We start from the raw sequence: 21,729 nt of genomic DNA, 5'->3' as shown, positions 1-21,729 counted from the left end.
CTCAATCAAAGGATTAACACCATGAACTTCTCTCTTCGCTTGGACGACCTGCGCAATACCTACCGCAGCGGCGAACTGACGCCACGCCAATTGCTGTTGGGCCTGCGGGAAAAAGCCGCGGCGCTGAACCCGGACTATCACCTGTTCATCCACCTGCTGACGGCAGAGGAGCTGGAACCCTACCTGACCGCATTGGAAAGCCGCGACTTGGAGAGCCTGCCGCTGTACGGAGTGCCGTTTGCCATCAAGGACAACATCGACCTGGCCGGCATTCCAACCACCGCCGCCTGCCCCGCGTTTGCCTACGTGCCAGACCGTTCGGCGACCATTGTCGAGCAGTTGCTGGCACTGGGCGCGATCCCTCTGGGCAAGACCAACCTCGACCAATTCGCCACCGGGCTCAATGGCACTCGCTCGCCCTACGGCGCCTGCCGCAACAGCGTGTTGCCCGACTATCCGGCAGGCGGTTCGAGCGCCGGCTCGTCGCTGGCCGTGGCCCTGGGCGTGGCGAGCTTTGCCTTGGGCACCGACACCGCCGGCTCCGGGCGGGTGCCCGCAGCGTTGAACAGCCTGGTGGGGTTGAAGGCCACCCTGGGGTTGATCTCCACGGCGGGCGTGGTCCCGGCCTGTCGCACGCTGGACTGCGTCACCACCTTCACGGCGACGGCCAAGGAAGCCAGCCAGCTCTTGGCGCTGACAGCCCGTCCAGACCCTCGTGACGACTACAGCCGCCACAACCCGCAGTGGAACGACGGCGCCGCGTTCGGCGCGCCCCGGCGCTTTCGCTTCGGTGTGCCGCGCCAGCAGGACCTGGCATTTTTCGGCTGCCAGGAAGGTCCGCAACTGTTTCAGGAAGCCATCGACCGACTCGAACGCCTGGGCGGCGAAGCCATGGAACTGGACTTGTCGCCGTTCCTGGAAGCCGCACGGCTGCTGTATGAAGGCCCCTGGGTGGCCGAACGCTACAGCGTTGCCGGCCCCTTGATGGAGCGTGAGCCGGAAGCCGTACTGCCGGTCATCCGCACCGTCCTGGCGAAAGCGCCTACGGTGGATGGAGTACAAACCTTCCGCGCCCGCTACCGTTTGCAAGCACTCAAAGCCCAATGCGACCGGGCCATGGACGCGCTCGATTGCGTACTCACACCGACCATCGGCCGGCCGGTGACCCTCGCCGAACTGGCCGCCGAACCGGTGCTGCGCAACTCGGAGCTGGGTTACTACACCAATTTCATGAACCTGCTGGACTACGCCGCCGTCGCCGTTCCCAGTGCGTTCATGGGCAACGGCTTGCCTTGGGGCGTGACGTTGTTCGGTCGAGCCTTCACCGACCAATACCTCTTGAGCGTGGCCGATGCCCTGCAGCGTCAACAGGACAAGGCCTTGCCCGTGCCCGCCAACCCGGCGCGCCACGACCGGGCGCGGCTGGTGGTGTGTGGCGCACACCTGGACGGGTTGGCGCTGAACGGGCAACTCAAGCAACGCGGTGCGCGTCTGATCGAGGCCACCCAAAGCTCAGCGGATTACCGCCTCTACGCCCTGGCCGGTGGCCCACCCCTGCGCCCCGGCATGCTTCGGGTCAGCGAGGGCGGCGTGGCAATCGAGGTGGAGGTCTGGGAACTGCCGAGCAGCGAACTGGGTTCATTCCTGACTGGTATCCCCGCACCGTTGGGGCTGGGCAAGGTGCAACTGGCCGATGGTCGCTGGGAAAGCGGATTCATCTGCGAATCGTACGGCCTGGACGGCGCTCGGGACATCAGTCACCTGGGGGGGTGGCGGGCTTATCTGCGTAGCCTGGAATAAGGCTGAACCTGTGGCGGGGGAGCTTGCTCCCTCCCCATGGTCCTACAAACCTGCAAATCCGAATGTCTTTTCCCACAAGGCCACTAAACTGATTTCATTGGGTCTGCGCCAAGGGAATCGCCATGTCGCTCCGTTCGCCGTTGTATTCCCAGCGCAAGCCGCTCCTGGCGGTGGTGACGCTGCTCGGTATAGGTTTCCTGATCATTGCGTTGCTGGGCTATTACGCAGCCCATGCCTCGGTACGCGATAACATCCTCAAGACGCTGTACGTGAACCTGCTGATCGGCATACTCGTGACGCTGGCAGTCCTGGCAATCCTTTATCGGTTGATCAACAGCTACCAACAACGCATCGACGCCCAGGCCACCCTCGACAGCCTGACCGAACTACCCAATCGCCGTGGTTTCGACCTGCTGGCCGTGCAAGCCCTGCACGAAGCCCAGCGCGAGCCCAAACCGTTGACTGCGCTGCTGGTGGAACTGGACGATTTCAAGCGGTTGGACACCACCCATGGTCATATCGCCACCGATCAACTGCTGACCGGGTTCGCCCGCGACCTGACGCAAAGCCTGCGGTATTCGGACATCGTGTGCCGCTGGAGCACGGAAGCCTTTGTCGTCCTGCTCAAGGACACCGACGGACAGACCGGTCTGAAAATCGCTGAGAAAATTCGTCAGCACATCGAAAAGCAGCGCTATTTCTGCAGTGGAAACCAATTGCTGGTCACCGTCAGCCTCGGCCTCACCACCTTGCAGGACGAAGACACCTTGCACAGCCTGCTGTCGCGGACCGATCATGCGCTGCAACGCGCCCGGCAGACCGGGTGCAATCGAACCTGCGTGGAAATGCCTCACTCCAGTTATGAATAAACCCGATCTTTGCCCGGCCTGCGGCGGTGCCAATGACTGCACCCTGGCCGACCCACGAACCGCCGACCGCGCCTGCTGGTGTTACGGCGTGAGCATCGACCCGGCCGTGCTCGAGGCATTGCCAGCCGAGCTGCGTGATCAGTCCTGCCTGTGCCCACGCTGCGCCCAGGTCGAAGCCCAGTTGCGCGCCAAGCCCCAGCCGATCGCGTAAGATGCCCGCCCTCCGTTGCCTTGCCTGAACTGCCCATGCGCGTCGACCGTTTCCTCAGTAATCTGCCGCGATTCAATCGCCAACAAGTGCGCCTGTTGCTGGTGGAGCGCCGGGTGCGGATCGACGGCCAGACCGTCAGCGATCCCCATGCACAAGTCCGTGAATTCAGCCGTGTAGAAGTCGACGACGAAGTGCTGCAAGCAGGCCGGCCGGCGCGCTACTTCATGCTGCACAAGCCGCCCGGCTGTGTCAGTGCGACTCGCGACCCGCAACACCCCACTGTCCTCGACTGGCTGGACGAACCGGACAAGGACGACCTGCACATCGCCGGGCGCCTGGATTTCAACACCACCGGGCTGATGCTGATCACCAATGACGGCGCCTGGTCGCGGCGCCTGACCCAACCACAGACCAAACTGCCCAAGGTCTACTACGTCGAAACCGAGCAAATCATCACGGCCGAATACGCCGACACCTTTGCCCGGGGCCTGTACTTTGCCTTCGAAGACCTCACCACCCAACCAGCAGAGCTGACGCTGCTGGGGCCCAGATCGGCGCGCTTGAGCATCGTTGAAGGGCGCTATCACCAGGTCAAGCGCATGTTCGGCCACTTCAACAACAAGGTGCTGCGCCTGCACCGCGAGCGCATGGGCCCGCTGACGTTGGACGCCCATCTCGAGCCGGGCCAGTACCGCGCCTTGAGCCTTGAAGAAGTCCATCTCATCTGAACCTGCTACCGCTGGGCAGAAGTGTCGAACAATTTTCCGATAGGTACTTGCGCAACGGTCGTCCCCCTGCTTGAATCAGGTCGTCGGCCGAAATGTGACCGATGAGTCACAACATACTTCCAAGAAACTTTTTGCCGGCTGGAACCCTCAGGTTCCGCCTTGTCCCGCCGGCGAACTGCCCGCCTATAACAATACCCGTCGACCGTTTTTTTTGGATCGACATGGGCTTTATCTTCCAGGCGTATGCCTACCTGTCACATTGCCCGTGCAATCTCATTGCGCGCATACCCGCTTGCCAGGAGTCTTATGACATGAGGCCAGAAATCGCTGTGCTGGATATACAGGGTCAGTATCGGGTTTACACGGAGTTCTATCGCGCAGACGCCGCACAAAAGACCATCATCCTGGTCAACGGCTCAATGGCCACCACCGCGTCGTTTGCACAGACCGCCAAAAACCTCTACCCGCAATTCAATGTTGTGCTGTACGACCAACCCTACGCGGGCAAGTCAAAAGCTCACAACCGACATGAGCAAATGCTGACGAAAGAGATCGAGGGCCAGATTCTCCTGGAACTGATCGACCACTTCGCCGCCGAGCACGTGCTGTCGTTTTCCTGGGGCGGCGCCGCTACGCTGACCGCCTTGGCGCAACGGCCACGGCGCATCGAAAAAGCGGTGATCAGTTCGTTCTCGCCGGTGCTCAATGCGCCGATGCGCGACTATCTGGAACGCGGTGTGGATTACCTCGGCAGCCTGGACGGCGACCGTGTCGGGCACTTGGTCAACAGCACCATCGGCAAGCATTTGCCGCCGCTGTTCAAGCGCTTCAACTATCGCCATGTCAGCAGTTTGGCCGAGCATGAGTACGGGCAGATGCACTTCCACATCAGCGATGTGCTCCACAGCGACCAGCTGTGCTACGTCAACGCCGCGAAAAAAATCAACGTGCCGGTGTTGTTCCTGAACGGCGAATGGGACGAATACACCGCGGCCGACGACGCCAGGCTCTTTGCCGATCACGTGCAGTACAGCAGCTTCAGCACACTGCAAGCCACCGGGCACTTCCTGGACATGGAACACAAAGCCGCCTGCCGCGACAGCCGTAACGCCTTGCTGGGTTTCCTCACACCGGAACACCACGAAAGCCGACCGCGCTATAGCTACGTACAGGGCTACCATGCACTGGCCATCTGAAACCGAGTCCTGGCGAGCAAGCCCCGTCCTGCGCCTTCAGCAACGGGGCTTGCCCGCCAACGACCGCTCTGGTTTGAGGCTCGCATAGACGACTGACCGCACGTTGCGTGAAGAAAAACTTCAAATCCGTGCCCACATCTGGTACAAAGTCAGCCGCTCTGAGCGGGTGTCGTATAATGGCATTACTCCAGCTTCCCAAGCTGATAACGAGGGTTCGATTCCCTTCACCCGCTCCAATCGAATTCTGGTCCTGCGTCGTATGTTTTTTTGGCGAGGGATTAAAAAACCGGCTCTTGGTGGCCGGTTTTTTTTGGTCTGGAATTTTGTGGGATTGGCACCCGAGTACCTATGAAGGAGAGCAAGGATGCACCTGATTGACTCATATTTGCCTACGTATCAGTTCAGTGAATTGCATACCATGGACATCCCCGTAGACCCTTCCCATGCCATGGCGGCAATCCTCGCCCATCGCCCCGAAGACGATCGTTTTTTTCGGTATGCAATCAAACTTCGCGAACTCCCCATGCGCCTGCTGGGTCGATCCCGGCACCCAGAGGCTGATCAACGCGCTTCTTTCGGCATGGATAATTTCACGTTGCTTCAGCGCAACGGCGATGTAGAGGTCGCTTACGGGCTCGCCGGCAAGCTGTGGAAAGCTGACTACGGTCAAGTCGTTGTCGCGGATGCCGAAGCGTTCGAGCTATTCAATGAGTCGGGGAATGTGAAGCTGGTCATTAGCTTCACCTGCCAGTTGCTGCGACCGGGCTTGACGAGGGTCACCACGCAGACACGGGTGCATTGCCTCGACGCGGATGCGTTGCGAAGTTTTACGTCGTATTGGTATTTGATTCGGCCGGTCAGCGGGCTTATCCGTCGGCGCATGCTGAAGGCTATTGCGAGGCGTTGTGCAGCAGGCGCTTTGAAGAGCAGTACGCCAAGAGCATGAATGAGCGCTCATGAAGAAGATTTCACCGCGCCCTCGCCAAGAGGGGAACTGGTAGGCGGCAAGGGTGCCGACCGAACCGGATTGGGCTATGCCGAAAAAAGTATTTGGGCGACAGAGAATCAAACATGTTTTGCGATAAAAGCGACGACGGCAAACAGAGTCAAGGCGAACGCAGCACCGATGCTGAACGGCAGCAACGTAACGCGGAGCGTGGTCGGAGCCGGGCGTCTCATCTCTTCAGCTAACGCCTCTACCTCTTGATGCAATTGCTCGATGCTTGCTTGATAACTACGAGGTGTAGGCATGTTTCTTTCTCCTCCGAGGTCGTGGGTCGCGCTGAGCCTGAACCATTTCGAGCAATGTGAGCCGTATGCTTGCGAAGCTCAAGTACCAGTAATGTTGGGTGGGTATTGGCGCATTCTGGCGAACCAGCGCTCAAATTTTAATCCCAAAACCCGCAACGGCGACAAGGGCGGTCGCAACCCCTGCCCCTACTGCGTACGGGTACCAGAAGGCCTCGTGCTTCAGCTTCGTTTCCTCGGCCGTAAGTTTGCGAGTCTCAGCCAACAGCTTTCGGGTTTCGACCAATAGTTTATCGAGTTCTAAATTATCGCGGTCGTTCTGAAGCATTGATCATCCTTCCAAGGTTTGAGCCGCCGCACCAAGCGTCGTTTTCTGCGAAGCCGGCAAAATCTGTCGGACGTCAATGGCTTATCACTAATCGTGCAGTCCGTTCTGCGGGGCACTATTTCCTATCTACCCTGCTGTGGATAGCGGGTAACTCCCGCTTCGTTTGTAGGCAAGATCAGAGAGTTGCGTACGACAGAGAATCAACTGTTTTTCGGTCAGTTGATCGTCTTGTTGGCGCTTGTTTTTAGGTAGAGGCAACCTCGGACATAGTCCTGAGAACAAATGAGTCCCGTGGCGAGGGAGCTTGCTCCCGCTTGAGTGCGAAGCGCTCACAAGAGGGGCCGCTGCGCAGCCCAGCGGGAGCAAGCTCCCTCGCCACGTATTGCATGGACCCGGGAGATTTGTAGGCAAAATCCGAGAATTGCGTAGGGGGTGCGCTTACGTTGCTTTTCGGCGAGCTTTCGCCTTGTTGCCCTTGTCCTTCGGTGGCTACTCTCCAGACGTCGCTGCAAATTCAGCGACCGGGCCTAGGAACCCGTTGAGTTCAAGGCGCACAGCGCCCATAAAATTGCAGGCGTTTTTTGTGTTTGCGATGATGTTTTATGGCGGCTGTGCGTGGGACACCCTCGGGTGTGCCGGGTGCCTTGATTCCCGGTTCCTAGCCCACGTACGGCCGCCACCCGAATCTAGGAAAGGATGGCGGCGGTTTCTCAAGTCCCCGACCGACTCCCACCTAACGACAAAACAAAAAGCCCCGGCGTTTTTCGCAGCGGGGCTTTTTGTATCTTGGCCGCCCACTTGTGTCGTTCATTGCTCAGTCCCCGGCAAATGCCCCAACGGCAACGCCCCCGGCGTCTTCACCGTATGAATCGCAAAGTTGCTCCGGATATCACTCACACCCGGCAGTTTCAGCAGCCGCCCAGTGAGAAAACGGTCGTAGGCCCGCAAATCCGGCACCACCACTTGCAACAGAAAATCCGATTCGCCTGACACCAGAAACGCCGAGATCACTTCCGGCAACGCCGTGACGGCCTGGCGAAACGCTTCGGCTTGTTCGTCGTTGTGCCGTTCAACTTTCACGCCGACAAAGATCGTTAATCCGAGGCCCACTTCATCACGGTCCAGGATGGCTTGATAACCGCGAATGACACCGGCTTCTTCGAGCATCCGCACGCGGCGCAAGCAGGGCGACGGGGACAGGCCGATTTCTTCGGCCAGTTGTACGTTGCTCAGGCGGCCGTCCCGTTGCAGCGCGGCGAGGATTTTGCGGTCGAAGGCGTCCAGTTTCATGGATTGGCAGATTCCGATTTAATGGCACGAATAAGTGGCAGGTTATGCCAATTAGCAACGCTTTAGAAGTTGACTTCGCAACCACCTGCCCTACCTCTCGGCTCTAGACTGACGCTATCAAATCGTCGCTCAAAGGGGTGTCACGTGGCAGAGCTCTGGTTGTTCCTGATGGCCTTGATGGTGGTCTACGTGTTGCCCGGGCCGGACATGATTCTGCTGCTGCAAACCGGTGCCCGTCAGGGCAGGGGCGCGGCGCTGGCGACGGCGGTGGGCCTGGGGGTTGCTCGTGGGTGTCATGTTGCATTGGCGGCGTTGGGGCTTTCGGCCTTGTTCAAGACAGCACCATGGACATTCGATGTGGTGCGCCTGGCCGGGGCTGCCTACTTGTTATGGATCGGTTTTCAATGCCTGCGGACCACCTTGTTGCCGAGTTTTGAAAGCGCCGCTGTCGAGGCCGGAAAGCGGCGTTGGCACCAGGCGATTCGGCGTGGGCTGCTGACGAACCTGCTCAACCCCAAGGCCTTGCTGTTTTGCTCAGTGCTGTTGCCGCAGTTCATTGATCCACAAGGCGGACCAGTACTGGGGCAATTCGCGACTCTGGGCATGGTACTGGTCGGCGTCGGCCTGCTATTCGATAGCGCCTATGCATTGGCGGGTGTCGCACTCGGTCGCTGGCTTCAGCGTTCGCCTTCGGCCCAGCGCGTGCAGCAGTGGTTGTTTGGCAGTCTTCTGATTGGTTTTGCGGTACGGTTGACGTTTGTGCAGCAGTCATAGCGACCGTAGTTTCGCGAAGTGGCTCCTGGTATTTGGACTGTAAATCCAGGAGTTGCTTCGCCCCCCAGCGGGAGCAAACGCCCTCGCCACGAATACATTTTTCCTTCTAGATCATAGGCTGCGTGGCCGTTATCCATTGTCTACCTCGCAACTGATAACAGCGCACTAGCATGGGGTGCTAGGGGTCGAGCAAATCGTTCATCAACCTTCCCAACAAACCCAATTGCAACGCCGGCCCAGTCAGACTAGACTCCTCCCAAAATGGGAGAAAATAGGTGCGAATTATCGCGAGAGGTACCTTGCGGGAATTTTGGGAAAGCAATCCAGCTTATGCCGATTCCCAGACGCCATTGGTTGAATGGTATCGACACATGGAGAAAGCGACCTATCGAACGCCTCAAGAGATTAAGGCTGAACTCAGAACAGCCAGTATTCTCAAAAGCGCCAGGGTTGTATTCAACATCGGCGGTAACAAATACCGAGTAATTCTGGCAATCGATTATCAGCGACAGCTTGGTTTTGTACGATTCGTCGGCACCCACGCCCAGTACGACCAAATCAACGCGGAGACCGTATGATGAACATCAAACCCATTCGCAACCAGGATGACTTGAATGCAGCGTTTACTCGCATCGAACAGCTCTGGGGTGCGGAAGTCGGTTCGGCTGAAGGCGATGAACTGGAAATCCTTGCCTTGTTAATCGAAAAATACGAGGACGAGCACTACCCGATGCCCCCCTCCGATCCAATTGAGGCAATTAAATTCCGAATGGATCAACAAGGCTTGACTCCGCGTGACTTGGAACCGTTCCTTGGTTCGAGCGGCCGTGTGTCTGAAGTGCTGAACCGCAAACGCAAGTTGAGTCTGGCGATGATTAAACGCCTGCACGACGGATTGCGAATTCCTTACGAGAGCCTACTGTCGGACGTTGCGTAATACATAACGACTCAACACCAATCTGCAGCCGCATCTCAAGATCAAAAAAACCGGTCCAACATGGCCGGTTTTTTTGCACTTTTTTCTGCAACAGCTAAAACTCGAGGGCTGCTTCGCCACCCAACGGGAGCAAGCTCCCTCGCCACACAAGCATTACGTCCGGCTTCACATCCCGAAATAAACCCGCCCCGCCTCGCCACCGCCCTTGTGCGACGCCGCTTCTAGACTTCGTTGCAGTGACTGCGCATGCCTCCCGAGGTCACCTTCGGTGGTTATAGTGTTGATCATTCATTTTCAGTAGGTATAGTACCTACCAAGCGCACCACACGGAGGTGTTGTGAATAGCCGATTTTTGATAGGCCAGATCATTGCAGACGGTTGGTATCTGGTGCGGGTTCGGGGCAGCCACCATCACTTCAAGCACCCGACCAAACCGGGATTGGTCACGGTTCCTCATCCGAAGAAGGACCTGCTCAAGAAAACGGCCATCAGTATTTTGCAACAGGCACTGCTTCAGCCGGCCCGTTGCGCGACGTTCGCGGAGGACGATGAATATGCTTTACCCGATTGCGATTTCCATGGGCGATGACAAGCACGCCTGGGGTGTTGAAGTGCCGGACATTCCCGGTTGTTTTTCCGCAGGCGACGACCTGGACGAGGCCATGGCGATGGCGCGTGAGGCCATCGAGGGTCACTTCGAGATTCTGGCTGAAGACGGCTCGCCGATTCCGTCGGCCAACACCGTCACCTTGCACGCCGCCAATCCGGCATATGCCGGCTGCACCTGGGCGCTGGTGGACATCGATGTGACCAAGTACCTGGGCAAGGCGCAGAAACTCAACATCACGTTGCCCGGCTATCTGCTCAATCGTATTGATGAATACGTGTTGCACCACCCTGAAGAGAAGAGCCGTTCCGGGTTCCTGGCTTCGGCAGCGCTGAAGGTGTTGCAGCAAGGGCGCTAAGAAAGCCGCCATAACCTGTGGGAGCGAGCTTGCTCGCGATGGCAGTGCGTCAGGCACTCTTGCTATTGCTGAGCCGACGCCATCGCGAGCAAGCTCGCTCCAACAGGGTTGAGCTAGACAACTATTTGTTTTCCGTTCCCGACTCTTTCATCTGCACCGAGGACTTGGTGCCATCGGTGTTGTCCTTGGTCTCGTTACCCGAGTTGTCGAAGCAGCCTTGCAGGGCGAACAAACAGCAGGCAAGGCAAACAGTGCGTGCGAGGCTCATGGTGGACTCCGAAGCTGAGGACCTTAAGGAGTGACCTGCCAACGCGGCAATTGGTTGCGATGATTTTCAGGCTGCACGAAAAACTTGCCGAACAGCGGCGCCTGAAAATGTAAGCAGAATTTTCACCGTTTCGTTGCTGTCACACCAGACAGGTGCATCCATAAGGAACACAGCAATGACCTTCGCAAAAATCGCTCAAAAACTGGCCCTTTGGGCGGGGAGCCCCAAGACGTTTCTGGGGGCCATCGTGTTGTTGGCGCTCTGGGCCCTCAGCGGACCGCTTTTCGACTTCAATGACACATGGCAACTGATCATCAATACATCAACGACGATCATTACCTTCCTGATGGTGTTCCTGATTCAAAACACGCAGAACCGCGATACCGACATCTTGCATCTCAAGGTCGATGAGTTATTGCGAGCGACCAAGGAGGCACAGAATGCCATGCTCGGCCTTGAGTCGCTGGACCTCAAGCAACTGGAAGCGCTGAGAAAGCATTACCAGGCCATGGGCCAGGGTGAAGCCAAGAGTCTTGAAGGGCTGGAAGAAAAGAACAAAGTAGACCTGAACCAGTGCTGACGCAGACGCGCTGGAAGGTTCTCATTTTGGCGGGCAAAAATCAGCCGGGACGCGAACGTCCCGGCCCTGAATACAAAAACGCAGCGGATCAGCGGCTGGCCTGCAGCGCCCTGGCCATTTCGAGATGGGTCTGCAGTTTAGGCAGGGTTTCATCGGCGAAGGCCTTGATCTCCGGCACTTCGGTGGTCTGGGCCTCCTGCTGGATCTGCGCGATGGCCTCCTCGGTGGCCTTGACCTGGGTGGCGGCATACGCAGCCTCGAACGACTCGCCTTCCTTGACCTGCGGCATCAGGCCCTTGGCCTTGTCCGCCACCTCCTCCCGGGGGGCGACAGGCAAGTCGAGCTTCTTGGCGATCTTCGCCAGGTGTTGATTGGCCGTGGTGCGATCATTGATCACCATGATGGTGTAGTCCTTGACCTCCCTGGATTCGGCTTTCCCGTGGGCCATGCGACTTGTCTCGATGTCGGCCATGCCTTTGGCGGAAGCATCGTTGATGAATTCGGCAGGCGATTGGGCCCAGGCACTGTTGGCGCCCAGGCCCATCAACACGACAACACTGGTGGTGCGAAAAAAGCTGGCCATACGGCTCATGGTCGCGCCCTCCTCTGATGAAAGTTCTGGTGGTTTATCCACCGTTGAATCAGAACCAGCCATGAATACAGCGAAACGTGCGACTCGACTTTCGACGGTTTCTATCGACGGTCGTGATGGTGGTTCTCCCACTTCTGCGACCCGCTTCGGACATCTTCGTTCGATCATGAGCAATGTTTACCAGATAAATACCGCCTGAAGCGGGCATGGTCCAGCCCCCAATTCGTGGATGCAGGGCGCGCAGCCCTCTTCTCACATTCGAATTGGATACGGGTTGAAGGTTTGAGAAAGGTGCTCGTGCCACGACGAACGGTGGCGCGCTTTCAGATACCGAATGTCCTGTGATTCTGGCGTTTGGCCGCATACATCGCCTCGTCGGCGTGGCGGAACAGGGCAATATCTTCAGTGCCATGGTCGGGGAAACAGGCCACGCCGATGCTCGGTTCGATGCTCAGGCAGTGCCCGTCCAGACGCAGCGGCTGGGCCAATGCATGGCGGATTTTTTCCTGCACGCGTTGGGCATCCTCCAAGGCCTGGATGCTGTGCAGCAGCACCACGAACTCGTCCCCGCCAATACGTGCCACGGTGTCGGTGTCGCGGATACAGCCTTTGAGACGATTGGCCACCGCTTGTAACAGCATGTCGCCAACCCCGTGGCCATAGGTGTCGTTGATCTGCTTGAAACGGTCCAGGTCGATGTACAGCAAGGCCATGCGCCCGGACGCCGCGCGAGCGCTCGCCAATGCGCACTTGAACCGTTCACGGAGCAATTCGCGGTTGGGCACCTGGGTCAATTGATCGTACTGAGCCATGTGCTGCAACCGGGCGTGCAATTGCTTGCGCTCGATGGCGACGGTGATCTGTGCGCAGACGTATTGCAGCAGTTCCTTGTCCTGCTCGGTGTAGCGCTCGTTGTGCGGCGCACTCTTGACGATCAGCGCGCCAATCGTGCCGCTCTGCGAGTTCAGCGGCACGCCCAGCCAACACGGCGCATCCGGCTGCGCCACAAGGTCGTCGAACCCCGGCGGCAAGTCGTTGCAACCGGGCGTCAGGAGGATTGGCTGGCCGCTGCGAATCACCTCGGCGCACAAACGCCCCGTGACCGTGCCCGGCAATTCGGGTTGCCCTTCCCGGTCGTCGACGTGATAAGGGAAGTTAAGTTGCGAACATTGTTCGTCATACAGCGCCACCGAAAAATTCAGCGCCGGCAGCCACTCGCCAATAATCAGGTGGATGCGTTTGAACAGCGCCAGCAGGTCTGCCGCGGCATGGGCCGCCTCGGAAATCGCATACAACGCCGCCTGTCGGGACTCGGCCTGTTTGCGTTCGGTGATGTCCCGGGCCACGGCAATGCGCAGCTGGTCCGCCGGCGACCAGCGCGCCGACCACAGGATGTGCACCACCCGACCGTCCTTGCGCAGGTAACGGTTCTCGAAATTGAGCTTGGGCTCGCCGTCCATGATCTCCCGCGCCGCCTCGAGGGTCCGCTGGCGGTCGGCGGGGTGCACCAGGTCGATCATCGGCTGGCCGATCAGCTCCTGCGGGGTGTAGCCAAAAATCTGCTCGCAGGCAGCACTGACAAACACGAAACGCCCTTGGCCGTCGACGGCACATACGGCGTCCAGCAGAAGGTCGATGTAGCTGGCCAGCGGCGCGGAACTTCGAGTGTCCATGGGGCTGGAGGTCATCCGGATAATGCAACGGTGAGCGAAGCGAGTGTTGGTCAGTTCTTGACGCCGATACAACGAGCGAGACCGACGCGCCCAGTACCGATGAGGATAGCGCAGGCAATCATTCGTAGGGGATGAAACGCCAAGTAGGTCAGCCACTCGATTCGGCACCGACCCGTCAGAACTCCGTAAAAAACACCATGCCGGCATACGGTGCTTGCCGGCAGGCCTTCAACCGCGACGCCAAGTCGCCCACATGGACCTCGAGCTTGTGCCCGTCCGGGTCGAGAAAGTAGAACGAATCACCCTCGCTGCGATTGTCTCGCCATGATGACACCTGGGCCGAGCTCAGCCGCGCCACCAGCTCCGGGAAATCCTCGGCAGCGATGCTGAAAGCGTAATGGGTGTAGTCCGCTGCCGGCTCGGGCCTGCGCAACGGGTCGAAAGCCAGGCACAACCACAAACCCGGCAGCGACAAATAGGCCCCGCGGTCCCACTTGGCTTCGAGACGCAGCTGCAATAGCTCGCCATAAAAAACCACACTGCGATCCAGGTCGGTGACAGCGAGGGTCAGATGATTGAGGCCTGAGAGCATCAGCAAGCTACCTTCCAGAAAAGAGTGATAACCCAGCGGGCTTGGGGCAAATCCAGGGTGCTCCGAAGCTCCGACACCACTGATGGATTCCCCGTCCAAGGTCCTAGGCAAAGTCCTACGCAGAAATCTCCAGTGACACTCAAGCACGCCGGAAACAGCCGATTCAAAGCCCTGCACAACAATCTGTAAAGTCTGGAAACACCCCGCTATCGAAACACCCCACGGACAGCACCACTCACCAAGGAATGTAATCGCACCATGAACCAGACTGCTCAAGCGCCCCATCACTTCACCCACTACCGCAAAGTGATTTCCCTGGCAGACCAGAACTGGCAGGGCACCGAAGCCGGAAAAATCTCAGGGCTGAATGTCGAGGTCAAGACACCCAATGTGCTGGTCGACCAATACGGTCGTACCTTTCATCATTTCTGTACCACGTCCTACCTGGGCCTGGACTATCACCCCGCGTTGCTGGACGGCGCCATGACTGCCCTGTGGGAAACCGGGACCCTGCGGGTCGCCAACTCAAGGAATCGCTGTAAGCTGGCGATCCTGGACCAGTACGAAACCAAATTGTCGGAGCTGTTCGGGGCCAGTTGCCTCAGTGCCCTGTCGTGCAGTGCGGCAAGTGCTGGAATCCTGCCGTTGCTGGCCAGCGGCGCGTTCACCAACCAGTGTTCGCCGGTCATGGTGTTCGACAAATACGCCCATTACTCGATGAACCACAGCAAGGCCGCCTGCGCCGATGAAACCCAGGTCGTCACCTGCCCGCACAACGACATGGACTTCATCGAAGACCTGTGCAAACGCCAGCGCTGCGTGGCGTACGTGGCCGACAGCGCCTACAGCATGGGCGGATTGGCGGACCTGGACAGCCTGATGTATCTCAAGCAGCGCTATGGCCTGTTTCTCTATCTGGACGACTCCCACGCATTGTCTGCGGTCGGGGAGTCCGGCGCAGGCCTGGTCCGTTCGCGCGTCCCGGCCGTGGATGAACGCACCCTGATCGTTGCTTCACTGGCCAAGTCATTTGGCGCCAGTGGCGGGCTGATCATGTTTGGCAGTGAACGGCACAAGACGCTGGTGCAGCGTTACGGTGGGCCGAGCAACTGGTCCCAGAGCCTGAACGCAGCGGCCATCGGCGCCGGCATGGCGTCGATCCGCCTGCACCACAGTCGAGAATTCAGCGCCCTGCAGGAGCGTTTGCAAGCTAATATCCGCTTCTTCGACAGCCTCGTGCGCACTGAACAGCGTGGCAATCCCATGGCAATCCGCATGCTGCCCTGCGGTGAAGCGACCCTGGCCAACAGCCTGGCCGTCGAACTGGCCGAACTGGGGTATTTCACTTCAGCGGTCTTTTTCCCCGTGGTGCCGCAAGGCAAGGCCGCCATTCGCATTACCCTGCGCGCCGACATGGAGCCGAACGTGATTCGCTCGTTTTGCGAAAAGGTCACCGAACTGCTGCTGACCCACGGGCGTGACATCCGCCCTTGAGACAGGACGCTCGATGAAGAACCGTACAACCCTGATCGTCACCTGCGCCACCGTTTTCCTGGCCCAACTGGGCATGAGCATCTACTTGCCGGCCCTGCCCGATATCGCCCGGGACCTGGGCGCCGATGCGTCCCGGGTTTCCTGGGGCTTGTCGGTGTACCTGATCGGCATGGCGCTGCCGATGTTGCTGTGGGGCAGCCTGAGCCAGCGACTGGGGCGCAAGCCGGTCTTGCTGGCGGCCTTGGGGTTGTACGGTTTGGGCAATCTGGCCCTGCCGCTGGGCACAACCGTGGAGGCGTTCCTGACGCTCAGGTTGATCCAGGGCATCGGCGCCAGCGGTATCTCGGTGATGGCGCGGGTATTGATTCGGGACAGCTTCATCGGCGACCTGTTGGCCAAGGCGCTGTCCTGGATATCGATCGCCTTTGTGATTGCCCTCGGTATCGGCCAGTACCTGGGCTCGCTGATCCAGGCCGCTTTTGGCTGGGAGGCGATTTTCCATGGCTTGGGTGCCGTCAGCCTGGCCATGGCAGCGGCGGTGTCCCGGGCCAGGTTCCCGGTGCTGGTGCAAGCCGGCAACGGGCAATCGGCGTGGGGCATCTACGGGCACATCCTGCGACAACGCGCGTTCCTGCTGCCGGCCTTGGCCGGTGGGCTGGGTTACGGCGTGATCGTCGCCTTCAACACCGCCGCGCCGCTGATCCTACAGGAGACCTTCCACTGGTCGCCCATTGAATACGGCCTGCTGGGCTGGCCGGTCAGTGCGGCGTACTTGCTTGGGGCGCTGGCGGTGAACGCTTTTGTACTGCGTAGCGGTCAACGGCGAATGATGGGCTGGGGCATCGCCCTGGTGCTGGGTGGGAGCATGACCATGCTGGCAGGCAGCCTCACCCTGAGCAGCATCGCGCTGCTCTTCTGGCTGCCGTATTGCTTCGCGGTGTTTGGCCAGTCGTTGATCTACCCCATCAGCCTGTCCCTGGCCAACGAAGGCTCACCGGTGGCCGGCGCTTATGCCATGGCGTTGAGTGGGTTCCTGCACCAGCTGATGGCCTCGGTGATCGGTGCCATGGCCAGCCTGTTGTTGAGCCAACAGGCCTGGCCGCTGGCGGCGTTGTGCGCACTGCTGGGGGCGGCGGCGATGCTCTGTGTGAAGTGCATGCCGCCGCGGGTCGTTTAAAACGCGCTACGGAAAATCTCTTCGATCTGCCGCTGGTCCGCCGCCCGTGGGTTGGTCAGGCCGCAGGCGTCTTTCAAGGCGTTGGCGGCCAGCACCGGTACGTCGTTGAGACGTACGCCCAGGTCCCGCAAACCGGCCGGAATGTCCACGTCACGGGCCAGTTTGCGGATCGCCGCAATGGCGTCCCGGGCTCCCTCTTCCGGGCTGAAGCCGCGTGTATCGGCGCCCATGGCATTGGCCACGTCGGTCAGGCGAACGGCGCACACCGAAGCGTTGAAGCTCTGCACATGAGGCAACAGCACCGCGTTGCACACGCCGTGAGGCAGGTCGTAGAAGCCACCCAGCTGATGCGCCATCGCATGCACGAAACCCAACGATGCATTGTTGAACGCCATCCCCGCGAGAAACTGCGCGTAGGCCATGTTCTCCCGCGCCGTCAGGTCATTGCCGTCACGCACGGCCAGGCGCAGGTTGTTGCTGATCAGGGTGATGGCCTTCAGGGCGCAGGCATCGGTGATGGGGTTGGCGGCGGTGGAGACATAAGCCTCGATCGCGTGGGTCAGTGCATCCATGCCGGTGGCGGCCGTCAGCCCCTTGGGCATCGCCACCATCAGTGCCGGGTCGTTCACCGACATCAATGGGGTGACGTTGCGATCGACAATCGCCATTTTCACGTGGCGTGTCTCGTCGGTGATGATGCAAAAACGGGTCATTTCGCTGGCGGTGCCCGCCGTGGTGTTGATGGCGATCAGCGGCAACTGCGGCTTGCTCGAACGGTCGACGCCTTCATAGTCACGAATCTGCCCACCGTTGGTGGCGCACAGGGCAATGCCCTTGGCGCAGTCGTGGGGGGAACCGCCACCCAGCGACACGACGAAATCACACTGGCTCTCCTTCAGCAGCCCCAGCCCGAGCTCGACGTTGGCGATGCTTGGGTTGGGCTTGGCGCCGTCGAAAATCACCGAGTCGATGTCCTGTATCGCCAACGACTCGGCCACCTTGGTGGCGACGCCGGCCTTGGCCAGCCCCGCGTCGGTGACGATCAGGGCTTTGCGAAAGCCGTAGTTGCGGATAGCGATCATCGCTTCATCGAGGCAGCCCAGCCCCATGATGTTCACGGCGGGAATAAAAAAAGTGCTGCTCATGGGGTCACGCTCCTGGTTGAGGCCGGATCGGCAGGGCCTACAGAATGACCGAGTAGTCATGACGCATCTTGATCTGGCTCAAGACTGGGTCGTGATAAAGTCGCGCCCTGCCTTTGCCACGTTTTGAGATGATCCTTGCGATGACCGATTTCCAGGAATACGACACCCGGCTCGAAGACTGGGAGGCCTTGCGCGCCGACACCGCCTTCAGCGGCCTGTTGGTGGGCAATGGGGCCAGCCGCGCAGTGTGGGATGATTTCGGCTATGACTCGCTGTTCGAAAATGCCCGCACCGTCGAGGAAAAACCCCTGAGCCCGTCGGAGCTGAGCGTGTTCGATGCGATGCAGACGCGCAGTTTCGAACAGGTGCTCGCTGCGCTGAAAACCACCAGTCGGGTCAACAAGGCCCTGGCCGTCAGCTCTGCCGCGCCGCGCAATCGCTATTACGCGATCAAGGAAGCGCTGATCAACACCGTGCATGCGGTGCATATCCCGTGGCGGCTGGTGCAACCGTCGACCCTGGCGGCGCTCAACCAGGAGCTGGGCCGCTACCGCACGGTGTTCACCACCAACTACGACCTGCTCAACTACTGGGCGATCCAGCAGGCGCCCGAGAGCATCAGCGACCTGTTCTTCGGCGATGACCACAGTTTCGACCTGAGCCAGGCGACCACCGACAAACCACGCCTGTTGTACCTGCACGGCGGCCTGCACCTGGTGCGCAACCAGGACGGCACGGCGCGCAAGCTCACCTCCACCGAAGGCACCTTGCTGGGCAGTTTCGCCATCAACAACACGATCAAGACCCTCGACGATGTGCCGCTGTTCGTCAATGAAGGCCCGAGCCAGGACAAGCTCAAGACCATCCGCAGCAGCGATTACCTGTCGTTCTGCTACGACCAGTTGCTGCAGCATGGCGACAACCTGTGCCTGTTCGGCCATGCCCTGGGCGAGCAGGACAACCACATTGTGCAAGCCTTGCGCCTGGCCGCACCGAAAACCGTGGCGATTTCGATCTATCCCCGTAGCCAGGCGTTCATCCAGCATCAGAAGCGGCATTACGCCAAGGTATTCCAGGGGCTGGAGGTGCAATTGCGCTTCTTCGACGCGAAGAGCCACCCGCTGGGTGATCCGAAATTGTCGGTGCCGGTGGAGGTTTAAAGGCAGGGTAAACCCGCATGATCAGGGGGATTCATTTGTGGGAGCAAAGCTTGCTCGCGATGAACGATAACTCGGTGAGCCTGCACAATCGCAGCGCCTGCATCGCGGGCAAGCCTTGCTCCCACAGATCCCCTCGCCACAGTTCTCCTTATTATCGTTCTGTCAGAGCGCAGCCACCGTCTTGTCCTTGATGACCGTCGTCGGTCCGTTGGCCTTGACGCTGGCGATGCCTTTGTCCCGGGCCGCGTCCGATGAATAAGCCTCACTGCTGCCAATCACTTCATGGTTGGCCGCCTTGAGGTTGAAATACGGATGGCCGTCCTTGGTGTTCTTGAGTTCATAGCGCTCGGCCAACGGACTGTTTTTCTGCACCGAAGCAATGCCACCGTCGACACCGCTGCGGGTGGTGTACAGCTCACTGGTCAAGATTGTCTCGGCGTTGGCCGCCTTGAGTACAAACCGAAACTGGCCACTGCTGCTTTTGCTGATTTCGTACCATCCGGACATGATTTTTCTCCTGGCAATGAAGACATGCTCCGAGAGTAAAGACCCGCCGCGCTTGCCTTGCCAGTGCGTTACTACAAAGTGATCGCCGTGCCCAGCAGGGTCAGGAACCCCGCCAGCCAGTTCGGATGCGCAGGCCAGGCCGGTGCGGTTGCGAGGTTGCCCTGGACATGGCCTTGGGTCACGGGAATATCGATATAGGTCCCGCCCGCCAGCCGGACTTCCGGGGCACACGCCGGGTAGGCGCTGCATTCACGCCCTTCGAGGATGCCCGCCGCCGCCAGCAATTGCGCACCATGGCACACCGCGGCAATCGGCTTGCCCGCCAGATCGAAATCGCGCACCAGTTGCAGGACCGCTTCGTTCAGGCGCAGGTATTCCGGCGCTCGCCCACCCGGCACCAGCAGCGCGTCGTAGTCGGCGGCCTGGACGTTGGCAAAGTCATGGTTGAGGGCAAACAAGTGCCCCGGTTTTTCACTGTAGGTCTGGTCGCCTTCGAAATCGTGGATCGCCGTGCGCACCGTCTGCCCAGCGGTTTTGTCCGGGCACACGGCGTGCACGGTGTGGCCGACCATCTGCAGGGCCTGGAACGGCACCATGACTTCATAATCTTCGACGTAATCGCCGACCAGCATGAGGATTTTCTTCGCGGCCATGGGAAGGGCTCCTTTGGGGGATGCGTGAGTGGTTAACGCATTAAAGGTAGCCCGCTACGTCGGTAGATGAGGGATAAGCGCTGATTACCTGACGGGATGCACCTCAGCCCTTGTGGGAGCGAGTCCTGTGGGAGCAAAGCTTGCTCGCGATGAACGATGACGCGGTTCTAGCCGTTAAACCGTGTCGCCCTTATCGCGAGCAAGCTTTGCTCCCACAGTATTTGGGGCACCAGCCTCAGGCGAGGTAACCATCGGCCCGTAGCAGCGTTTCGAGGCAGTGCTCGGTAACGTGGTAGAAGGCCTTGAGCTCCTGGATCTTGGCCAGCAGCTCGGTGGGGTCCACCGGGTCGGCGCGTTTGACGGCCAGGATCATCTTGTTCTTGTTGGTGTGGTCCAGGGAGATGAACTCGAAGACCTTGGTCTCGTAGCCGCAAGCTTCCAGGAACAGCGCCCGCAAGCTGTCGGTGACCATTTCCGCCTGCTGGCCAAGGTGCAGGCCGTATTGCAGCATCGGCTTGAGCAAGGCCGGGCTCTGGATCTGCAAGCGGATCTGCTTGTGGCAGCACGGCGAGCACATGATGATCGAGGCGCCCGAGCGAATGCCCATGTGGATCGCGTAGTCGGTGGCGATGTCGCAGGCGTGCAAGGCGATCATCACATCCACCGCGCTCGGCGCCACGCTGCGCACGTCACCGTGCTGAAAACTCAGGCCCGGGTGTTCCAGGCGCGCGGCGGCTTCGTTGCACAGCTTGACCATGTCTTCGCGCAGCTCGACACCGGTCACCACGCCTTCGGCCTGCAAGGTGTTGCGCAGGTAATCGTGGATGGCGAACGTCAGGTAGCCTTTGCCCGAACCGAAATCCGAGACCCGCACCGGTTTGTCCAGGGCCAGCGGCGAAGACGTCAGCGCATGGCTGAAGACCTCGATGAACTTGTTGATCTGCTTCCACTTGCGCGACATCGCCGGAATCAGCTCGTGCTTGTGGTTGGTCACGCCCAGGTCGGCCAAAAATGGCCGGCTCAGGTCGAGAAAGCGGTTTTTCTCACGGTTGTGCTCGGCAGATGGCACTTCTCGCAGTTGCTGGGGCTGGCTCTTGAACAGCGAGCTCTTGCCCTTCTTGCTGTACTCCAGCTGCGCCTCGTCGGTGACCGCCAGCAAATGCGCGTTCTTGAACGATGCCGGCAACAGCGCAGCAATGGTTTCCACCCCTTCGGCCACAGGGAAATTCTTGGTGATGTCGCGGGTCTTGTAGCGGTAGACGAAGGACAGGCACGGCTGATCCTTGACCGTCAGCTGCTTGATGATCAGCCGCTGGAGGTCCGCTTCGTCACCCACGTACTTGGCCAGCACCAGTTTGATGAAAGCGTTCTGTTCAAGGCTGGTGCGCAGCAGCTCGATGAACTGGGCGTGGTGATCCGGCGCGGGACGGACGGGCGTTGCGGTGGCAGACATGGACAAGCGGCCTCGGGGCGGGGCGAATCGGGAATGGCGGGTATTTTAGGGGGGATGGGCAGCGAGGGCACGGAAAAGTTCGTGTGGCA

Annotated in this window: 24 protein-coding genes, 1 tRNA gene and 2 pseudogenes; 16 read left to right on the top strand and 11 right to left on the bottom strand. The window is 59.7% G+C overall.

The window, feature by feature from the left end:
• The first annotated feature begins 21 nt into the window (after positions 1 to 21).
• The 7 genes and pseudogenes from atzF (at position 22) to LOY50_RS06930 (ending at position 5,750) form a co-directional block, all read left to right on the top strand.
• On the top strand, positions 22 to 1,800 hold the full coding sequence (atzF, locus tag LOY50_RS06960; RefSeq protein ID WP_253472204.1) for an allophanate hydrolase: 1,779 nt from the start codon (positions 22 to 24) through the stop codon (positions 1,798 to 1,800).
• Positions 1,801 to 2,051: 251 nt separating this feature from the next.
• Positions 2,052 to 2,669, top strand: a pseudogene (locus LOY50_RS06955) (GGDEF domain-containing protein); the annotation flags it as partial.
• Entirely contained in the window at positions 2,662 to 2,880 is a 219-nt protein-coding gene (locus tag LOY50_RS06950) for a cysteine-rich CWC family protein (RefSeq protein WP_018606955.1), read from the top strand. The pseudogene LOY50_RS06955 and the gene LOY50_RS06950, both read left to right, overlap by 8 nt.
• Before the next feature lie 35 nt (positions 2,881 to 2,915).
• Complete coding sequence (locus tag LOY50_RS06945) at positions 2,916 to 3,608, top strand: pseudouridine synthase (RefSeq protein ID WP_253472202.1); 693 nt, start codon at positions 2,916 to 2,918, stop codon at positions 3,606 to 3,608.
• A 311-nt stretch (positions 3,609 to 3,919) separates the two neighbouring features.
• A complete protein-coding gene (locus tag LOY50_RS06940) occupies positions 3,920 to 4,804 on the top strand; it encodes an alpha/beta fold hydrolase (RefSeq protein ID WP_024616094.1) in 885 nt (294 codons plus the stop codon).
• A gap of 162 nt (positions 4,805 to 4,966) precedes the next feature.
• Positions 4,967 to 5,040, top strand: a tRNA-Gly gene (locus LOY50_RS06935).
• A gap of 128 nt (positions 5,041 to 5,168) precedes the next feature.
• Positions 5,169 to 5,750, top strand: coding sequence for a hypothetical protein (locus LOY50_RS06930; RefSeq protein WP_258690531.1), 582 nt, complete (start codon positions 5,169 to 5,171; stop codon positions 5,748 to 5,750).
• Between the two features lie 119 nt (positions 5,751 to 5,869).
• On the opposite strand, the gene LOY50_RS06925 is transcribed toward LOY50_RS06930, so the two are convergent.
• The 3 genes from LOY50_RS06925 to LOY50_RS06915 all read right to left on the bottom strand — a co-directional run bounded on the left by LOY50_RS06925 (position 5,870) and on the right by LOY50_RS06915 (position 7,670).
• A complete protein-coding gene (locus LOY50_RS06925) occupies positions 5,870 to 6,055 on the bottom strand; it encodes a hypothetical protein (RefSeq protein WP_253472198.1) in 186 nt (61 codons plus the stop codon).
• 130 nt (positions 6,056 to 6,185) lie between these two features.
• Positions 6,186 to 6,380, bottom strand: coding sequence for a hypothetical protein (locus tag LOY50_RS06920; RefSeq protein ID WP_024616091.1), 195 nt, complete (start codon positions 6,378 to 6,380; stop codon positions 6,186 to 6,188).
• An 807-nt stretch (positions 6,381 to 7,187) separates the two neighbouring features.
• The gene (locus LOY50_RS06915; RefSeq protein WP_024616088.1) at positions 7,188 to 7,670 is read right to left on the bottom strand and encodes an Lrp/AsnC family transcriptional regulator; all 483 of its coding nucleotides are present in this window, start codon (positions 7,668 to 7,670) and stop codon (positions 7,188 to 7,190) included.
• 144 nt (positions 7,671 to 7,814) lie between these two features.
• On the opposite strand from LOY50_RS06915, the gene LOY50_RS06910 reads away from it, so the two are divergent.
• The 5 genes and pseudogenes from LOY50_RS06910 (at position 7,815) to LOY50_RS06890 (ending at position 10,346) form a co-directional block, all read left to right on the top strand.
• The gene (locus tag LOY50_RS06910) at positions 7,815 to 8,444 is read left to right on the top strand and encodes a LysE family translocator (protein WP_253472196.1); all 630 of its coding nucleotides are present in this window, start codon (positions 7,815 to 7,817) and stop codon (positions 8,442 to 8,444) included.
• A 275-nt stretch (positions 8,445 to 8,719) separates the two neighbouring features.
• Entirely contained in the window at positions 8,720 to 9,022 is a 303-nt protein-coding gene (locus LOY50_RS06905; RefSeq protein WP_024616086.1) for a type II toxin-antitoxin system HigB family toxin, read from the top strand.
• Entirely contained in the window at positions 9,022 to 9,381 is a 360-nt protein-coding gene (locus LOY50_RS06900) for a type II toxin-antitoxin system HigA family antitoxin (protein ID WP_018606969.1), read from the top strand. The genes LOY50_RS06905 and LOY50_RS06900 overlap by 1 nt, the downstream gene beginning before the upstream one ends.
• Positions 9,382 to 9,718: 337 nt before the next feature.
• A pseudogene (locus tag LOY50_RS06895) lies at positions 9,719 to 9,895 on the top strand (type II toxin-antitoxin system HicA family toxin); the annotation flags it as partial.
• A gap of 40 nt (positions 9,896 to 9,935) precedes the next feature.
• Positions 9,936 to 10,346 (top strand): type II toxin-antitoxin system HicB family antitoxin, encoded by a 411-nt coding sequence (locus LOY50_RS06890; RefSeq protein ID WP_018606974.1) that lies wholly within the window; start codon positions 9,936 to 9,938, stop codon positions 10,344 to 10,346.
• A gap of 121 nt (positions 10,347 to 10,467) precedes the next feature.
• Here the strand turns inward: LOY50_RS06890 and LOY50_RS06885 are convergent, their stop codons facing one another.
• Positions 10,468 to 10,614 (bottom strand): hypothetical protein, encoded by a 147-nt coding sequence (locus LOY50_RS06885; RefSeq protein WP_258690530.1) that lies wholly within the window; start codon positions 10,612 to 10,614, stop codon positions 10,468 to 10,470.
• A gap of 175 nt (positions 10,615 to 10,789) precedes the next feature.
• Between LOY50_RS06885 and LOY50_RS06880 the strand changes: the two genes are divergently transcribed.
• Positions 10,790 to 11,194, top strand: a complete 405-nt coding sequence (locus tag LOY50_RS06880; RefSeq protein ID WP_057449713.1) for a low affinity iron permease family protein — start codon at positions 10,790 to 10,792, stop codon at positions 11,192 to 11,194.
• A gap of 88 nt (positions 11,195 to 11,282) precedes the next feature.
• Here LOY50_RS06880 and LOY50_RS06875 read toward each other — a convergent pair whose 3' ends face one another.
• From LOY50_RS06875 to fos, 3 genes are all read right to left on the bottom strand, one after another.
• Entirely contained in the window at positions 11,283 to 11,786 is a 504-nt protein-coding gene (locus LOY50_RS06875; protein WP_258690529.1) for a DUF4142 domain-containing protein, read from the bottom strand.
• A 323-nt stretch (positions 11,787 to 12,109) separates the two neighbouring features.
• Positions 12,110 to 13,459, bottom strand: coding sequence for a GGDEF domain-containing protein (locus LOY50_RS06870; RefSeq protein WP_258690528.1), 1,350 nt, complete (start codon positions 13,457 to 13,459; stop codon positions 12,110 to 12,112).
• A gap of 175 nt (positions 13,460 to 13,634) precedes the next feature.
• Complete coding sequence (gene fos / locus LOY50_RS06865; RefSeq protein WP_258691210.1) at positions 13,635 to 14,051, bottom strand: fosfomycin resistance glutathione transferase; 417 nt, start codon at positions 14,049 to 14,051, stop codon at positions 13,635 to 13,637.
• Between the two features lie 258 nt (positions 14,052 to 14,309).
• Here fos and LOY50_RS06860 point away from each other — a divergent pair, with 258 nt between their 5' ends.
• Positions 14,310 to 15,545 (top strand): aminotransferase class I/II-fold pyridoxal phosphate-dependent enzyme, encoded by a 1,236-nt coding sequence (locus LOY50_RS06860; protein ID WP_258690527.1) that lies wholly within the window; start codon positions 14,310 to 14,312, stop codon positions 15,543 to 15,545.
• Positions 15,546 to 15,558: 13 nt separating this feature from the next.
• Complete coding sequence (locus tag LOY50_RS06855) at positions 15,559 to 16,722, top strand: MFS transporter (protein ID WP_258690526.1); 1,164 nt, start codon at positions 15,559 to 15,561, stop codon at positions 16,720 to 16,722.
• Here the strand turns inward: LOY50_RS06855 and yiaY are convergent.
• A complete protein-coding gene (gene yiaY, locus LOY50_RS06850; protein ID WP_258690525.1) occupies positions 16,719 to 17,867 on the bottom strand; it encodes an L-threonine dehydrogenase in 1,149 nt (382 codons plus the stop codon). The genes LOY50_RS06855 and yiaY overlap by 4 nt on opposite strands.
• A gap of 140 nt (positions 17,868 to 18,007) precedes the next feature.
• On the opposite strand from yiaY, the gene LOY50_RS06845 reads away from it, so the two are divergent.
• Positions 18,008 to 19,027, top strand: coding sequence for a DUF4917 family protein (locus LOY50_RS06845; protein ID WP_258690524.1), 1,020 nt, complete (start codon positions 18,008 to 18,010; stop codon positions 19,025 to 19,027).
• Between the two features lie 162 nt (positions 19,028 to 19,189).
• Here the strand turns inward: LOY50_RS06845 and LOY50_RS06840 are convergent, their stop codons facing one another.
• The 3 genes from LOY50_RS06840 to LOY50_RS06830 form a co-directional block, all read right to left on the bottom strand.
• Positions 19,190 to 19,534 carry a YegP family protein gene (locus LOY50_RS06840; RefSeq protein ID WP_057449704.1) on the bottom strand — a complete coding sequence of 115 codons (345 nt, stop codon included), beginning with the start codon at positions 19,532 to 19,534 and terminating at the stop codon, positions 19,190 to 19,192.
• Between the two features lie 71 nt (positions 19,535 to 19,605).
• A complete protein-coding gene (locus tag LOY50_RS06835; protein WP_253472161.1) occupies positions 19,606 to 20,187 on the bottom strand; it encodes a DJ-1/PfpI family protein in 582 nt (193 codons plus the stop codon).
• 235 nt (positions 20,188 to 20,422) lie between these two features.
• Complete coding sequence (locus LOY50_RS06830) at positions 20,423 to 21,640, bottom strand: SAM-dependent methyltransferase (RefSeq protein WP_258690523.1); 1,218 nt, start codon at positions 21,638 to 21,640, stop codon at positions 20,423 to 20,425.
• Positions 21,641 to 21,729 lie beyond the last annotated feature (89 nt).

It is taken from the genome of Pseudomonas sp. B21-010 (assembly GCF_024749325.1).
GTDB classification, from domain to species: Bacteria; Pseudomonadota; Gammaproteobacteria; order Pseudomonadales; family Pseudomonadaceae; genus Aquipseudomonas; species Aquipseudomonas kilonensis.
Note: the sequence above shows the minus strand (reverse complement) of the source record. Positions and strands in the feature narration are given on the sequence as shown.

What these genes read in the sequence shown, in the direction of transcription:
- atzF (WP_253472204.1), top strand. Translation starts at nt 22, where the DNA reads ATGAACTTCTCTCTTCGCTTGGACGACCTGCGCAATACCTACCGCAGC.
- LOY50_RS06950 (WP_018606955.1), top strand. Translation starts at nt 2,662, where the DNA reads ATGAATAAACCCGATCTTTGCCCGGCCTGCGGCGGTGCCAATGACTGC.
- LOY50_RS06945 (WP_253472202.1), top strand. Translation starts at nt 2,916, where the DNA reads ATGCGCGTCGACCGTTTCCTCAGTAATCTGCCGCGATTCAATCGCCAA.
- LOY50_RS06940 (WP_024616094.1), top strand. Translation starts at nt 3,920, where the DNA reads ATGAGGCCAGAAATCGCTGTGCTGGATATACAGGGTCAGTATCGGGTT.
- LOY50_RS06930 (WP_258690531.1), top strand. Translation starts at nt 5,169, where the DNA reads ATGCACCTGATTGACTCATATTTGCCTACGTATCAGTTCAGTGAATTG.
- LOY50_RS06925 (WP_253472198.1), bottom strand. Translation starts at nt 6,055, where the DNA reads ATGCCTACACCTCGTAGTTATCAAGCAAGCATCGAGCAATTGCATCAA.
- LOY50_RS06920 (WP_024616091.1), bottom strand. Translation starts at nt 6,380, where the DNA reads ATGCTTCAGAACGACCGCGATAATTTAGAACTCGATAAACTATTGGTC.
- LOY50_RS06915 (WP_024616088.1), bottom strand. Translation starts at nt 7,670, where the DNA reads ATGAAACTGGACGCCTTCGACCGCAAAATCCTCGCCGCGCTGCAACGG.
- LOY50_RS06900 (WP_018606969.1), top strand. Translation starts at nt 9,022, where the DNA reads ATGAACATCAAACCCATTCGCAACCAGGATGACTTGAATGCAGCGTTT.
- LOY50_RS06890 (WP_018606974.1), top strand. Translation starts at nt 9,936, where the DNA reads ATGCTTTACCCGATTGCGATTTCCATGGGCGATGACAAGCACGCCTGG.
- LOY50_RS06885 (WP_258690530.1), bottom strand. Translation starts at nt 10,614, where the DNA reads ATGAGCCTCGCACGCACTGTTTGCCTTGCCTGCTGTTTGTTCGCCCTG.
- LOY50_RS06880 (WP_057449713.1), top strand. Translation starts at nt 10,790, where the DNA reads ATGACCTTCGCAAAAATCGCTCAAAAACTGGCCCTTTGGGCGGGGAGC.
- LOY50_RS06875 (WP_258690529.1), bottom strand. Translation starts at nt 11,786, where the DNA reads ATGAGCCGTATGGCCAGCTTTTTTCGCACCACCAGTGTTGTCGTGTTG.
- LOY50_RS06870 (WP_258690528.1), bottom strand. Translation starts at nt 13,459, where the DNA reads ATGGACACTCGAAGTTCCGCGCCGCTGGCCAGCTACATCGACCTTCTG.
- fos (WP_258691210.1), bottom strand. Translation starts at nt 14,051, where the DNA reads ATGCTCTCAGGCCTCAATCATCTGACCCTCGCTGTCACCGACCTGGAT.
- LOY50_RS06860 (WP_258690527.1), top strand. Translation starts at nt 14,310, where the DNA reads ATGAACCAGACTGCTCAAGCGCCCCATCACTTCACCCACTACCGCAAA.
- LOY50_RS06855 (WP_258690526.1), top strand. Translation starts at nt 15,559, where the DNA reads ATGAAGAACCGTACAACCCTGATCGTCACCTGCGCCACCGTTTTCCTG.
- yiaY (WP_258690525.1), bottom strand. Translation starts at nt 17,867, where the DNA reads ATGAGCAGCACTTTTTTTATTCCCGCCGTGAACATCATGGGGCTGGGC.
- LOY50_RS06845 (WP_258690524.1), top strand. Translation starts at nt 18,008, where the DNA reads ATGACCGATTTCCAGGAATACGACACCCGGCTCGAAGACTGGGAGGCC.
- LOY50_RS06840 (WP_057449704.1), bottom strand. Translation starts at nt 19,534, where the DNA reads ATGTCCGGATGGTACGAAATCAGCAAAAGCAGCAGTGGCCAGTTTCGG.
- LOY50_RS06835 (WP_253472161.1), bottom strand. Translation starts at nt 20,187, where the DNA reads ATGGCCGCGAAGAAAATCCTCATGCTGGTCGGCGATTACGTCGAAGAT.
- LOY50_RS06830 (WP_258690523.1), bottom strand. Translation starts at nt 21,640, where the DNA reads ATGTCTGCCACCGCAACGCCCGTCCGTCCCGCGCCGGATCACCACGCC.